Source organism: Pectobacterium peruviense (assembly GCF_003312355.2).
Taxonomy (GTDB): Bacteria; Pseudomonadota; Gammaproteobacteria; order Enterobacterales; family Enterobacteriaceae; genus Pectobacterium; species Pectobacterium peruviense.
Genome location: NZ_CP161826.1, coordinates 4,456,611 through 4,469,729, shown reverse-complemented (window position 1 = coordinate 4,469,729; position 13,119 = coordinate 4,456,611). Strand labels below are relative to the sequence as shown.

The following is a 13,119-nucleotide window of genomic DNA, read 5'->3' as shown; positions in this document are numbered from 1 at the left end:
GTATTGGCTCCGAATTAAGAACTACCAAGCATGACCACAGGGCGTTTATCCTGCGGGCCGAAAAACATTTTTTCGATGATGAAGAGCACGGTAATTAACGAGCCAATAGGCAGCGGTAAATAACTTTCACCCGCGGTTAATAATGGAAACTCTGCGACGGGTTGTTCCCATAATTCCATGCAGAGCACGGTGCTGTAATAGAGAATAAACAGGCTAATTAAGAGCATCAGGAGATTCGACAAATGAATGCAAATCTTCTTACCGGATTCTGGCAATCTGTCGGTCAACATGCTGACGGCAATATGTGAGTTGGAACGGTAACTGACTGCTGCGCCTACAAAAGTAAACGTCACCATACAAATAATCGAAATGGGTTCCGGCCAGGATAATGCAGCATTTAAAACATAACGTGCAAATATGCCGATAGGAATTATTAGCGTCATAATGAGTAACGCCAGACCAGAAACCCACATGGCAATACGATAGAGTACATCCATACTTAAGTGATAAGACTGTGCCATTGTGTCACCTATATTCACTCAGCTGAGTGATAAGCGAAGGATAATTGTTTATATCAGGCCATTAGGGTGGCGGATAATAGATAACGGAGATCGCTGACAAAGCCGTAGCGCGGTGATAATGGATTAGCCTTCCATTATCACCGTTTTAATTACGTAAATATGCTCGTCAATATTCTGCTATTTATCCGCTGGAATGCGGTCTGAATTATTGGACGTCGGCGACGGCTTTAATCAGCTCCTGATATTTGGCACCAAATTGATCGCGTACGGGCTGCGTCGCTTTGAAATAGTACTCGGTATCGATTTCATGGAACTGAACGCCACCAGCCTTCATTTTATCCAGTGATTGCTGATTGTATTCATTCCACAGTACGCGTTGTTCTTGCTGCGCTTCTTTTGCCAGCTTCAGGATAAGATCCTGATCTTCCTTGGAAAGCTTATCCCACTTGGTTTTGGAATACAGGAACAACTCAGGAATAATGAAGTGGCGGCTCCAGGTGAAATTCTTGGCAACAGGCATGTAGTTATGCGCAACATAGGTCGGTGGATTATTTTCGGTACCGTCAATGACGCCGGTTTGCATGCCGCTAAAGACTTCGCTGGTGCCCATGGCGATGGCGTTAGCCCCCATGGCTTTCAACGTTGCGAGAGCAACCTGGCTGGTTTGAACGCGAATTTTCATGCCTTTAAGATCTTCAGGTTTTGCTACTGGCTGTTTGGTAATTAAATTACGCGTTCCCGCGTCCATCCAGCCCAGGAAAACCAATTTTGATTTACTGCTATGGGTAATCTTGTCACCAATTTCCTGGCCAATTTTTCCGTCCAGTACTTTGTGAAGATGATCTTCATCACGGAAAATATAGGGCAGGGTGAAGACCTCTATTTCCGGTAAAATAGCGGCAACGGGCGTCATTGATACACGGATAATATCAATCGCACCGAGCTGTGCCTGCTCAATCATTTGTTTTTCATCACCTAATACGCCGCCGGGGAAGGTTTTAATTTCCAGCCTGCCATTGGTGGCAGCTTTTAATTTCTCTCCCATTTTCTGAACAGCAACGACATTAGGGTAACCTTCAGGGTGAACATCAGAGGCTTTAATTTGTTGTGCCTGAATCGCTTGACTCATCAGTAATGCAGTAGAGCCCAGACAAACGCCGATCAATGTTTTCGACAGCTTCATTGAGTTATCTCCAGAGGTAGGGTGACATTATCGATAATCAAATGGTGACATTAAAAATGTAAACCCATGAAAAATAGAGTAATGAACAGAGGGTTTACGGGTGAGAGGACGGCGTCCTTATGTGAGCTATTATTGTGGCGCGCGCCGATATTCTCTGTGGATTAAGCTAACCTATTATACAACTTGGTAGAATGACTCGTGTCACAAAAGAAAAAGCTAATGTGAAATGCTGTTTTATATGGATTTTATTACTGGTTTCTTAATCTAAATATACGTAACTTGGTGTTTTTATTTATCTTATTGTGTACTTATGTTTCTATTTATTTCACTAAACTTATCGCCAGCCATCATGAAATGGTGTGATAACTTAATGTCGATCACAAAAACCTCATGATATAGAACTGAGTTTTAGATGAGCCCCAGCGCCTGCCACCTGCCAGATATATTCCTGAATGCTATTTTTTATGATTTTCTTATGCCTTTCCTGTCGATGTGCAGGTAATACCCCCAAAAACCCTGTCAGAACGCAAGAAAAAGTGGGTTATCTGATGTAAATAATAATGAGAACTACTATCAATCCGTTCAGGGTTTGGTATCATTTCAGGCTGCGTTATTGCTGCATTGATACCTGTGGGTATGTGTGGATATTGTACAGAACGAATGGTGGAGGCACAGCGTGAAGACGGCTGTCAGTAATACAACTCAACAGGTGTTATCAACCTGGCAAAAAAAACGTGGCGCGTTCAGCGCATTTTCCCGTAGCGTGCTGGTTATCCTGCTGTGTACGGCGGGACTAAGTGGAAATGCGTTTGCGGCTCAGGCAACGACGCCGTTATCGACACAGAATGCCGCGCCAGCCGCGCAGCCTGCTGCTGCGTCCCCTTCCGCACCCGTGACGACCGATGCACAAGCATCAACGTCAGCGCTCACGCTTCCTGCCAGTGCGGCGCCGGGCACTAACAATCTGATGAAAACCGACTTGTCCGTCTGGGGCATGTACCAGCACGCTGATGCCGTAGTGAAAACGGTAATGATCGGTTTGCTGCTGGCTTCCGTGATTACCTGGGCGATCTTCTTCAGTAAAAGCGTCGAAATGTCTGGCGCGAAACGTCGACTGCGCCGTGAATATCTGGCGCTGGAACAGGCGAAAACGCTCGACGATGCGCTGGAAACGGCGGATGCGTTCAAAGCAGGTAGCGTAGCGCAGCAATTGCTGGTCGATGCACAGAACGAACTGGAACTGTCCGCCCGTTCTGATGATAACAACGGGATTAAAGAGCGCACCGCGTTTCGTCTGGAACGTCGTGTGGCGGCTACCGGGCGTCACATGGGGCGTGGTAACGGCTATCTGGCAACGGTCGGCGCGGTTGCACCGTTCGTGGGGCTGTTCGGTACAGTATGGGGCATCATGAACAGCTTCATCGGAATCGCACAGACGCAAACGACTAACCTGGCGGTAGTTGCTCCGGGTATCGCGGAAGCCCTGCTGGCGACGGCGATTGGTCTGGTTGCGGCGATTCCTGCGGTTGTCATCTATAACGTCTTTGCACGCTCGATTGCTGGCTACAAAGCGACAGTCGGTGATGTGGCGGCACAAGTGCTGCTGCTGCAAAGTCGCGATCTCGATGTGGCTGCCAGCAACGATAACCGGGCGTCTTCAGCCGCGCACAAACTGCGGGTGGGTTAAGTCATGGCGATGCATTTGAAGGAGGACGTGAGTGATGACGGTGAAATGCATGACATTAACGTCACGCCGTTCATTGACGTCATGCTGGTTCTGCTGATTATCTTCATGGTAGCAGCCCCGCTGGCAACGGTAGACATTCGTGTCGATCTACCTGCTTCATCGGCAGTACCGCAGCCGCGGCCAGAAAAACCGCTCTACCTGACGGTAAAGGCGGATAAGCAAATGTTTCTGGGGGAAGAGGTGGTTAACGAGCAGTCGCTGGCTCAGGTGCTGGATGCAAAAACCAGTGCCAACAAAGAAACGACCATCTTCTTTCAGGCAGATAAAAGCGTCGATTATGAAACCATCATGAGCGTGATGGATTCACTGCGTAAAGCGGGCTACCTCAAGGTGGGCCTGGTTGGTGCGGAAACCGCTGCCGCTAAATAACGGCTGATCGATTCAAAAGGGAATGTGATGCGAAGCTCTCAGAAGCGGCGCTAACCACATTCCCTTTTTACGTTCTACCTGCTGGTGAAGTGTGTTGGGCTATGGCTATGCCCGCGAGTCAGGATGACGCCAGTGAATACGCGTCGGGATATAGCGTCGATCTTCTTCAAGCGGCTGTTGTGCGATCAAACTCGTAATCATTTCAAAGCTGTTGCGTGCCAGATTTTCACAATCCTGTGCCACGGTATCGATCTTCAGCGGTAAACAATCAAACAGATAGTGATCGTCAAAGCAGCACAGACGGATGCCGCTTTCCATCAGGTTATGCTGGTTCATATAACGCAGCACCCCTTCCATTAAGCCACAGGCGGCAACAAACAGTGCTTTTGGCGGACGACCCAGCGTCGCACACAGCTGAGCAAACATTTCGTAACCTGCGCTGGGGTGGTAACTACCATGAAGAATCCACTCTGGCTGGCAGTCGATGCCGGCACGTGCCAGCCCAAGCTGGAAGCCTTCCAGACGGTGGCGAGTCGGGGAAATTCGCGGCTGGCCGCCAAGGAAATAGAACTCATCACGATGCTGGCGGGCGATACGCTCGACCATTTCCGCCGTGGATTCTACCGCTTCGGAAATGACCATCGGCAGGGTGGAATCACCAATAATCCGGTCAAATTGCACGACAGGTAGCTGCTGGTTAATTTTCTGATACTCGGTATCACTCAGAAGGCTGGAGGCGACAATCAGGCCATCGACCTGACGCTGTACCAGACTGTTGACCGCCATCATCTCCTGACTGGCATTTTCGTCGGTACAGGCAATCAGCAGCTGTAACCCAGCTTCACGGCACCGCATCTCCAGCTCGCGGGAAATCACGGCGAAGCCGTAGTTGGTCATTTCCGGCACTACCAGCCCCAACGTGTTACTGCGTGAGGAACGCAGTGAACGTGCGTGAATGCTGGGCTGATAACGCTGCTCGTGCGCGACGGCTAAAATGCGATCGCGCGTTTCATCAGAAACGCGGAATTCTTTGCTACGGCCGTTAAGCACCAGACTGGCGGTGGATTTTGATACACCAGCCAGCGCGGCGATGTCACTGATTGTTATGCGTTTAGTCGGTTTCACCGCGTGGTCTGCTATCAGAAAAAAGGAAAGTTATTCTATCACGCACTGCGCTAACAGCCAGTGTTGTAGCGTTAATCGCCCAGAGCCACTGAACGTCATGGTCGCCTCGCTTTCTGGGAACATGCGTGCAGACATCACGGCCTCGCCGTCGTTGATAAAAATTTCAACGCTGGAGCGATCGCATAATATCTGCAATTGACTCAGGTCGCCGCGCCAGTAGCGGTGCTCGGGCTCGCCAGTGCGGCGGTTGCGTCGGCTCATCGTTACACGCTCGCCGTCCCAACAGAGAACAAGCTGGGAGGCAAGATTGAGCTGGAATTCCCCCTGAACTGTGATGAGCACTTCCGCGCTACTTATGGGCAGCGGCGAGGCGTAGTCTGCGGCACCTTGCCAGGTGTAATGCTGTCTACGCAACTGTTGCAATTCGCGCGCAGGACGTTGGTAAACGCGATCGCCATGCCGCGTGAGTTCACGCGGACAGGTCATAATATGGATCCAGCCGTGCTCGATCGTCGGTTCAAAAAACTCATTGTCGTCAGGAATCGACATCCAGCCAAACAGCAGGCGTCGCCCGTCTTCACTCAGCGTGGTTTGTGGAGCGTAAAACTCAAAGCCGAGATCCAGTTCGTGGAAATCCTGATGTGGGTAAACGCCGCTCTCGTAGTCGAGTGAGCCAATGAAATAGCCCGCCTGAAAGGTATTCAGATAACGTTCGTCTTCGGCGGGAACGCCCTGCGGGCAGCAAATCAGTATATCTTTGCCATCCAGCGGGAACAGGTCTGGACACTCCCACATATAGCCAAAATCACCGAGCCCACTCAAACGAGAACCGGCGATCTCGGCGATCTTTTCCCACGCCAGTAGATCGGCGGAGCGATAGAGCACGACCTTCCCCTGAAGATCGAGATCCTGTGCGCCGAGCACCATGTACCAGTGGTCGTCATGATGCCACACTTTGGGATCGCGAACGTGGCCAGTGTAGCCGTCCGGGAGCGTCAGAACCGCGCCCAGCTTGTCGTATTCTCCGTTAGAATTTTCGCGGGCGAGACACTGAAACGCGGTGCGTGAACCGTCATCGTATTTGACGTTACCGGTATAAATCAGCGTGATTGCACCTTGGTCCACGACGGCAGAACCGGAGTAGCAGCCGTGGCTTTCATAGCTTTCGCTCGGCACCAGCGCGACGGGTTCATGCTTCCAGTTCACCAAATCGGCGGAACTCCAGTGCCCCCAGAATTTTGCTCCGTGGGCACAGGCTAAAGGATTCCACTGATAAAACAGATGGTAACGCCCATTATGATGAATAAATCCGTTCGGATCGTTAAGCAGACCCACACACGGTGACAGATGCCATTCCGGGCGATACGGGTCTTCCTGTTTCCGTGAGTGACCTGACATCAGGGCGTGCGCCATGCGCTTTACTAAGTGGACTTCCTTCATTATTCGCTATCCGTTTTGTATTTCAGCAGTAAGGAAATGACAAAGGCGGCACCGAATGCAATCAACATCCCAATCAGATAGTTAAGCATCGATCCACCTTGCACAATGGCCAGCCCCGGAAAACCGGTCAGCCCGACGGCCGTCATATTGACGTGATTGAAGACGACCCACGCGCCACCGAGTGCACCGCCTGCCAGTGCTGCGAGGAACGGCTTGATGAAACGCAGGTTGATACCAAAGATCGCTGCTTCGGTGATACCCAGCAGACAGGAAAGCCCCGCCGGAACGGCAATCGCTCTGATTTTTGCGTCACGCGTTTTAAAGTAGACCGCCAGACACGCGCCGCCCTGCGCCACGTTCGCCATTGCCCAAATCGGCAGCAGGAAGTTGACGCCGATATTCGGGTTACCAAGCAGCCCTGCCTCAATGGCATGGAAGCTGTGGTGAACGCCGGTGATCACGATGACGGAATAGAGGCCACCGAACAGTAAACCCGCGAACCAACCCGCGTGAGCAATTAACGTGCTGAGGACGAGAGAAATACCATCGCCCAGTGCGCGCCCCGCCGGGCCGATGAGCAGCATCGCGACGAAGCCGGAGATGATGACCGTCAGGAAAGGTGTGACGATAATGTCCAGTGCGTCCGGTACAACTTTACGCAGACGTTTTTCCACGATGCTCATGAACCAGACGGCCAGTAGTACCGGGAATACGGTGCCCTGATAGCCGATCATGGCAATGTCCATGCCGAAGAAATGCATGGTCTGGAAGCCACCCGCGACGCCCCAAGCGTTGGTCAGCGCCGGATGCGTCAGAATGCCGCCCAGCGTTGCGCCCAGATAGGGGTTACCGCCGAATTCCCGTGCGGCAGTGAAACCGATCAGCACTGGCAGGATGATAAAGGCAGCGGAACTGAACATATCCAGCATCACGAAGATTGCACTGCTGGAGTCGACCCAGCCGTAGGTCTTGATCATGCCGAGCAGCCCCATCAACAGGCCGGACGCGATAATCGCAGGCATGATAGGGACGAAGATATTAGATAACAGACGCGCCAGACGTTGCAGCGGATTCAGCTTTTTCGCCGCGATAGAAGCCGCTTCGGATTTGCTTGATTCGCTGATGCCTGCGGCTTTAATGAACTCTGCATAGACTTTGTTCACTAATCCGGTACCGAAAATAATCTGCATTTGTCCGGCGTTCTGGAAGCAGCCTTTAACGCCGTCAACGCCCTCAATGGCTTTCTTGTCAGCCAGGTTGTCGTCATTTAATACCAGACGTAGGCGGGTCGCACAGTGGGCAGCGCTGGCGATGTTTTCTTTCCCGCCGAGAAGGGGGATTAGCGCAGCGGCAGTAGCGTTGATATCCATGTTATTCCTCTATATATGCTGTTTCTTCAGCGTCGATCACAGCGTAATCGACGCTAAGGCTGGCTAATGATCAGAACCAGGTTTCCATCTGGATGCCGAAGTTCCATTCACCGCCTGCTTTAAAGCCGGTGGAGCCGAACGTATCATCGTTGGAGTAGTTATCCAGTCGTTTATCCCAGTCCATGTAGCTGGCAAACACGCGCAGTTCAGGACGGCTGAAGAAGTTGCCGATATCGCCGACCTTGAACGTAGGCGCGAAGGTCAGTTTATAGAAGCCGCCGCTCACCTGATTCAGGCTCCGATAACCGCGCGGATCGAGGTCCATGTATTGATAGCTGCCTTCATAGGCCAGTGCAAAGTTTTCGGTGATTTCCTGAATCAGGCGCGCATTAAAGGTCACCCATTCGTAGCTATCGCCGCTGACGTAACGGTCTTTGCTGGTTTGCGCCAGAATGGACGGTGCGAAGCTCCAGGTTTTGTTCAGCGCGGTTGTGCCGTAGGTTGCAAAGCGCCATGTGTTGGCATCGTTGGTGAGATTACCGTCGGAACCGATACTCTTCACTTCGCCGCCTAGCCCGTGACCGTAGAGGATCGCGGTTTTCGATGTCCCGTCGCGTAAGCCATAGAAGCTGTCGCCGTGGTAAGCCACCATCGCGTGATAGCCTTTGTCGCCCGCATTGGTATTGGTGACGGTGATGTTATCGCGGCTTGTACCTGTGTTTTCTTTTACATCGTTATTCTTGGCCGTTAATCCGCTCAGCATGAATTGGAATGGCCCAACGTAGTTGTTGGCGGTAAAGACGTAGTTTTTGATGTCGTTATCCAGCGAGGTGATTTCACCGAGGCTGCGGCCATACAGCGAGAAGTTACTCTTGGCGCTATCCGCCCATTTCACGTCGTAGATCCCGCCGCCGGTGCCTGCGAGGAACACAACATCGCTATCTAGCCAGTGAATATCGAAGTTATCACGATCGAAGCGTTTGCCTGCCCACAGCGTGGTGTCCTTAAAGACACCGGTGAAGGTCGGCAGTGAACCCAGTTCGACGAAGGCTTCGCGGATGTTCAGATCGCTGGTGGTCGCCGTCCAGTCGTTATAGCTGCGCTGACCGTCCGCCATCATCACCTTGAATCGAGTGGTTGCGCCATTATCCAGCTTCTGTTTGTGTTCCAGTTTGAGCTCGACGTAAGTGTCGTCTTCATTACCCAAACGACCAATATGTCCACCTGTCTGACCGGCAGGGGACATGCCCGGCCCGATATCGGTTTTGGCACTGGTGGCGGAATCATTGATCGACAGGCCGGAACGTGCGTAGCCGTGGAATTCGAATCCATCGGAGAACGACTTCTGTTTGGCCAGCGCCGTCGTGCGCTGTTCCACCTGCTGGGTTTTTTGTTCGGTTTGGGTTGTGCGGGTTGCTAGCTGCTGGGTTTGCTTTTCAGCGGCATTGGCTCTGGCCTCGGCGGCTTGAGCACGTGCTTCAGCCTGTTGCAAACGCTGTTCCATTGCGTTCAGGCGGTCTTCGATACTGTCGGTGTTGGCAGCAGAAACATAAAACGGGGAGGAGAGTAATAATCCTATCGTCACAGCAAGGTGGCTTGGTTTCATTTTTTCGTTCTCGTCGTGAAGGAGATTTATTGTTTTTGGAATTCTCACGTTTAGCTAAATTGCTAAACCGGTTTTTCATGAGGAAAATAAAAGCCAGCAGAAGGGTTAGCAAGAAATTTCACTCACCCGATTCTGTAACTGTGATCCTGGCTACAAAACCGGGCGGTAACCGCATGAGCCGAAGGGTTAGGGCTTGGCTACGGGGAGGGTGTGCAATTGCTGCGCGTAGGGGAGTGCTGTCATCGCGCCTTTTGCCGTAGTAGCCAGTGCGCCACACTGCTGCGCCTGCTCGATAATCGGGTCCCAGCTCAGCGGCTGCGATAAATCGTCATATTCCGCCAGGCCGTGCAGCAAACCGGCAACGAAGGCATCCCCTGCACCCGTGGTATCGACAGGTGTTACCGACGGCGCAGCAAAGTGTTGTAGCTGGTGGCGATCGTGCAGCCAGACGCCTTCGCTGCCCAGCGTCACCAGCAATAGCCGAGTGGGGTAGCGCTGCATGAACTGCTGGATCCCTTCTTCAACATCCGCTGTTGGACAGAGGAAGGTCAGCTCCTCGCGCGACAGTTTCACCACATCAGCCAGCATCAGCGCTTGTGTCAGGCAGTCGCGCAGTTCCTGCTCGCTCTGCCAGAGGTCGTCACGGATATTGGGGTCGAAGCAAACTCGCCCCAGCGCGGCTTTAATCTGCCGCATTGCCTCAAACGCCGTACTGCGCGACGGTTCCTGCGACAGTGCAATAGAACAGAGGTGCAGCCATTCTCTCCGGTTGAATACCGGCAGATCTTCCGGTTGTAAGAACAGGTCGGCACTCGGGCGCACCATAAACGTGAAGGTGCGTTCACCCGCGTCATCAAGGCTCACGACCACGGTTGATGTGCGGTGGTGTTTGTCGTACGTCATGTGATAGGTATCGACGTTTTCCTGTTCCAGCACCGTTTTCAGGAAATGGCCAAAAACATCGTCACCGACGCGGCCGACAAAAGCGCTGCTTCCCCCCAGTCTGGCAATGCCAACCGCGACATTGGCTGGTGCACCGCCGGGGCATTTCAGATAGCGTTCCGTATCTTCCGGGATGAGATCGACAACGGCGTCGCCCATGACCCAAATTCTGTTTGCCATAAAGTTACTCTTATCAACGATAGTCAGACTGTTTGCTAAAATAGAAGAATCGGTTTAGCTGCGCAATACTCTTCACCGAAGAGATGCACCCACATCAATAAAACTCACATTTCCACACCGTATTGGCGAAAATTTATGCGATAGTCATCACGTTGCCACGGTCATTGGACTAAATAAAAGGGCTTACCATCCGATAGTTATGGGGCGTGGCCAGAATTAATCTGGAAATTAAGCAGCAAAAAGGACGAATGGAGAAGGATATGCGTTACCCCACCTCTTTCTGGGTTTATCCCGGTGCGTAATTACAACCTGCTTTGGGGAATATGGGCGATATGGGCTTTATTAGTTGTCGTCTGGCTTGTTGATATTTATAGCGAATTTCCCCTTCACTATTACGGTCAAGGAGTGGCTGCCATGTTGGCCGCAAGTGCCGTGATTGCATTTTTCTATACTGTTAAAAGGAATAACATGATGTTTTCATTTGATAAAAATAAAAAAGATGTAAAAGAACCGCAAGGGCGCAGTGAAATAAACAGCTCTCCCGCTATCAGCCCATCGAACGAGTTGATTAATTCAGTGAACCCTGTGCGTGTGAAAAAGGATACCTTCATTTCTCAGGGCGCGCGTATGACGGGCTCTTTGTCCGTTGATGGCAACATCACTGTGGAAGGTCAGGTAGAAGGTGACGTGCAGTGTGATAACACGATTAAAGTGGAGCACACCGGCCAGATAAACGGCGAAATGAGATCGCAGCAGATCGTCATCAACGGTCGTGTGGAAGGACGCGTAGTCGCCAGCGTTGTGGCGATTCTGGCGCAAGGAAAAGTGTTCGGCGATATCTTCACCGATGAACTTTCCATCGAAAAGGGTGGCATCTTCACTGGCCAATCCCACCCGGTGACCCCACCGACGCAGAGTCAGGAAAAACTGACCTATGTGGAAAAGAAAAAAGAGAAAACCAGCAAAGCTCCCGCAGAACAAGAGAACGTCGTTGCACTAGCGAGTAATGCGCCGACTGTGTGAGGCTCGTTCTTACCATCTGAATGCGATCTCCGTATTCCCCGCGCTAGCGGGGAATAAACCGAATATCAGGAATGTAAATTATACGGGTTTCCTTATTGTCAACTCGTTCCGTTTACGGCATATTATTTCCAATTTGGAAACAAAAGGGAATGAATCAGGATGCATGTGATTTCTCGGGCACCTTTTGACACTGCAACCAACCAGTTTCCGAATCAGGCGGCAGCACTTGCTGACCTATATCGAGTTATAAAACGCGAAATGTACGCAACGCCGGACGATATGAAAAATCGCTTTCCCAGCTTAGACAGGATGAAATATCGGGAAAAGTGGTGGGTTATTGATATCGGTGGTGGGCATCTTCGAGTGATGTTTTTTGCTGATTTTGAGCGAGGAAAAATCTTCATCAAACACATAACATCCCATGCAGAGTACGACAGGCTGACAGAGCATTACCGGAGGAATAAAGAATGATATATTCAGACGCCATCAAGGCAGCTAACGATCTGACGAGTATCGTCCCTTTTCTCGGAGGCAGCACCTCTCGTAAGGATTATGAGGATGCACTGAAACTCACTGAATATCTGATCGAGAGTGAGCCAGATAGTTCGCTAATCGATATGCTGACTGCCAAAATTGATCAATACGAAAATGATGCGCCGGAGTTTGCAGCCTTCAACGAACGTATTAAGGCACTCCCTGCCGGTATCGCTTTGCTACGTGTCCTCATGGATCAGCATCAGCTAATGCAGAGTGATTTTGAAGCTGAGATCGGTAAAAAGTCTCTGGTATCCCGTATTCTAAATGGTGAGCGTACGTTAACACTTGCTCACATGAGGGCACTCGCTAAGCGATTCAATATTCCCGTGAGTGCTTTTGTCGATTAACACGCTGGTTCGGCGATTATTGCTAAGAGCAGCATGATGCACTGCACTATATAGTATAGTGTTCCCCGCATCATCATAGTGCTCCCCGCGCCAGCGTAACCAAATCCCGCTTCTGGCTGGCGCGATGGTGGATTGCGTGTCAGTATTAAAGAACGCTATTTTTGTGCTCACCGTACTGGTGAGGCACTATGCCAATGAGTTTTTGTCTTCCATACGTTACCCGTAAGGAGGTGATATGAAAGTTGAAGCCGCAGAGTCGTCCGTCTTTGCCAGCCAGCAGGTGATGGCGAAGCGTTCTACAGAGCATGCCGAGAAAGTGGCGCTGTCCGAACAGCTTCAGTCTTATCAGGCGGGCAGTGGTGCCGTTCCTGCCGGTGAGACGACGCGGTATGATTTCACCCGCATTAGTCCTGCCGAACTGTACGAAACGGTCGGTAGTCTGGTTAGCAGCGGGCAATTGGGGCGGGAAGAAGGCTCCGCGCTGCTGGGTTTTATCTCATCGCCGCCAGCTGAAGGTGGGAGTGTTCCACCTTCTAATGTGTTCCAGCCGATTAATGTTTTCGACACTATTCAGCAAGGTGTCGCGGGCGCGTCATCCCGTAGTGAAGTGCAAAATACCGAAAGTCTGCAACGTGCGGCAGAGGCGTTGAATCGCTTTCAGGGACAAGTCTCCAGCATTAGCGTTTACGTCTAGCATATCGGTACGCAATGGCCTGATGACGTCATCCT

General features: G+C 51.3%; 13 protein-coding genes. 6 read left to right on the top strand and 7 right to left on the bottom strand.

The window, feature by feature from the left end; genetic code table 11:
- Positions 1-14 precede the first annotated feature (14 nt).
- Both DUT67_RS20100 and DUT67_RS20095 read right to left on the bottom strand, forming a co-directional pair.
- Complete coding sequence (locus DUT67_RS20100; protein ID WP_048258421.1) at positions 15-521, bottom strand: TRAP transporter small permease; 507 nt, start codon at positions 519-521, stop codon at positions 15-17.
- A gap of 205 nt (positions 522-726) precedes the next feature.
- A complete protein-coding gene (locus DUT67_RS20095; protein ID WP_048258422.1) occupies positions 727-1,704 on the bottom strand; it encodes a TRAP transporter substrate-binding protein in 978 nt (325 codons plus the stop codon).
- Positions 1,705-2,380: 676 nt separating this feature from the next.
- Between DUT67_RS20095 and exbB the strand changes: the two genes are divergently transcribed.
- Both exbB and exbD read left to right on the top strand, forming a co-directional pair.
- The gene (gene exbB / locus DUT67_RS20090; RefSeq protein WP_080965205.1) at positions 2,381-3,391 is read left to right on the top strand and encodes a tol-pal system-associated acyl-CoA thioesterase; all 1,011 of its coding nucleotides are present in this window, start codon (positions 2,381-2,383) and stop codon (positions 3,389-3,391) included.
- A gap of 3 nt (positions 3,392-3,394) precedes the next feature.
- Positions 3,395-3,820 (top strand): TonB system transport protein ExbD, encoded by a 426-nt coding sequence (gene exbD / locus DUT67_RS20085; RefSeq protein WP_039304187.1) that lies wholly within the window; start codon positions 3,395-3,397, stop codon positions 3,818-3,820.
- 105 nt (positions 3,821-3,925) lie between these two features.
- Here the strand turns inward: exbD and DUT67_RS20080 are convergent, their stop codons facing one another.
- The 5 genes from DUT67_RS20080 to DUT67_RS20060 form a co-directional block, all read right to left on the bottom strand.
- On the bottom strand, positions 3,926-4,945 hold the full coding sequence (locus DUT67_RS20080; RefSeq protein ID WP_048258423.1) for a LacI family DNA-binding transcriptional regulator: 1,020 nt from the start codon (positions 4,943-4,945) through the stop codon (positions 3,926-3,928).
- 30 nt (positions 4,946-4,975) lie between these two features.
- A complete protein-coding gene (locus tag DUT67_RS20075; protein WP_048258424.1) occupies positions 4,976-6,385 on the bottom strand; it encodes a sucrose-6-phosphate hydrolase in 1,410 nt (469 codons plus the stop codon).
- A complete protein-coding gene (locus tag DUT67_RS20070; RefSeq protein WP_048258425.1) occupies positions 6,385-7,755 on the bottom strand; it encodes a sucrose-specific PTS transporter subunit IIBC in 1,371 nt (456 codons plus the stop codon). The genes DUT67_RS20075 and DUT67_RS20070 overlap by 1 nt, the downstream gene beginning before the upstream one ends.
- 70 nt (positions 7,756-7,825) lie before the next feature.
- The gene (locus DUT67_RS20065) at positions 7,826-9,361 is read right to left on the bottom strand and encodes a carbohydrate porin (protein ID WP_048258426.1); all 1,536 of its coding nucleotides are present in this window, start codon (positions 9,359-9,361) and stop codon (positions 7,826-7,828) included.
- Between the two features lie 186 nt (positions 9,362-9,547).
- The gene (locus DUT67_RS20060) at positions 9,548-10,483 is read right to left on the bottom strand and encodes an aminoimidazole riboside kinase (RefSeq protein ID WP_048258427.1); all 936 of its coding nucleotides are present in this window, start codon (positions 10,481-10,483) and stop codon (positions 9,548-9,550) included.
- Between the two features lie 471 nt (positions 10,484-10,954).
- Here DUT67_RS20060 and DUT67_RS20055 point away from each other — a divergent pair, with 471 nt between their 5' ends.
- The 4 genes from DUT67_RS20055 to DUT67_RS20040 all read left to right on the top strand — a co-directional run bounded on the left by DUT67_RS20055 (position 10,955) and on the right by DUT67_RS20040 (position 13,084).
- A complete protein-coding gene (locus DUT67_RS20055) occupies positions 10,955-11,506 on the top strand; it encodes a polymer-forming cytoskeletal protein (RefSeq protein ID WP_048258556.1) in 552 nt (183 codons plus the stop codon).
- Positions 11,507-11,665: 159 nt separating this feature from the next.
- Complete coding sequence (locus tag DUT67_RS20050) at positions 11,666-11,977, top strand: type II toxin-antitoxin system HigB family toxin (RefSeq protein WP_048258428.1); 312 nt, start codon at positions 11,666-11,668, stop codon at positions 11,975-11,977.
- Complete coding sequence (locus DUT67_RS20045) at positions 11,974-12,390, top strand: type II toxin-antitoxin system HigA family antitoxin (RefSeq protein ID WP_048258429.1); 417 nt, start codon at positions 11,974-11,976, stop codon at positions 12,388-12,390. The genes DUT67_RS20050 and DUT67_RS20045 overlap by 4 nt, the downstream gene beginning before the upstream one ends.
- A gap of 235 nt (positions 12,391-12,625) precedes the next feature.
- Positions 12,626-13,084 (top strand): hypothetical protein, encoded by a 459-nt coding sequence (locus DUT67_RS20040; RefSeq protein ID WP_113632203.1) that lies wholly within the window; start codon positions 12,626-12,628, stop codon positions 13,082-13,084.
- The last annotated feature ends 35 nt before the right edge of the window (positions 13,085-13,119 follow it).

What these genes read in the sequence shown, in the direction of transcription:
- DUT67_RS20100 (WP_048258421.1), bottom strand. Translation starts at nt 521, where the DNA reads ATGGCACAGTCTTATCACTTAAGTATGGATGTACTCTATCGTATTGCC.
- DUT67_RS20095 (WP_048258422.1), bottom strand. Translation starts at nt 1,704, where the DNA reads ATGAAGCTGTCGAAAACATTGATCGGCGTTTGTCTGGGCTCTACTGCA.
- exbD (WP_039304187.1), top strand. Translation starts at nt 3,395, where the DNA reads ATGGCGATGCATTTGAAGGAGGACGTGAGTGATGACGGTGAAATGCAT.
- DUT67_RS20075 (WP_048258424.1), bottom strand. Translation starts at nt 6,385, where the DNA reads ATGAAGGAAGTCCACTTAGTAAAGCGCATGGCGCACGCCCTGATGTCA.
- DUT67_RS20070 (WP_048258425.1), bottom strand. Translation starts at nt 7,755, where the DNA reads ATGGATATCAACGCTACTGCCGCTGCGCTAATCCCCCTTCTCGGCGGG.
- DUT67_RS20065 (WP_048258426.1), bottom strand. Translation starts at nt 9,361, where the DNA reads ATGAAACCAAGCCACCTTGCTGTGACGATAGGATTATTACTCTCCTCC.
- DUT67_RS20060 (WP_048258427.1), bottom strand. Translation starts at nt 10,483, where the DNA reads ATGGCAAACAGAATTTGGGTCATGGGCGACGCCGTTGTCGATCTCATC.
- DUT67_RS20055 (WP_048258556.1), top strand. Translation starts at nt 10,955, where the DNA reads ATGTTTTCATTTGATAAAAATAAAAAAGATGTAAAAGAACCGCAAGGG.
- DUT67_RS20050 (WP_048258428.1), top strand. Translation starts at nt 11,666, where the DNA reads ATGCATGTGATTTCTCGGGCACCTTTTGACACTGCAACCAACCAGTTT.
- DUT67_RS20045 (WP_048258429.1), top strand. Translation starts at nt 11,974, where the DNA reads ATGATATATTCAGACGCCATCAAGGCAGCTAACGATCTGACGAGTATC.
- DUT67_RS20040 (WP_113632203.1), top strand. Translation starts at nt 12,626, where the DNA reads ATGAAAGTTGAAGCCGCAGAGTCGTCCGTCTTTGCCAGCCAGCAGGTG.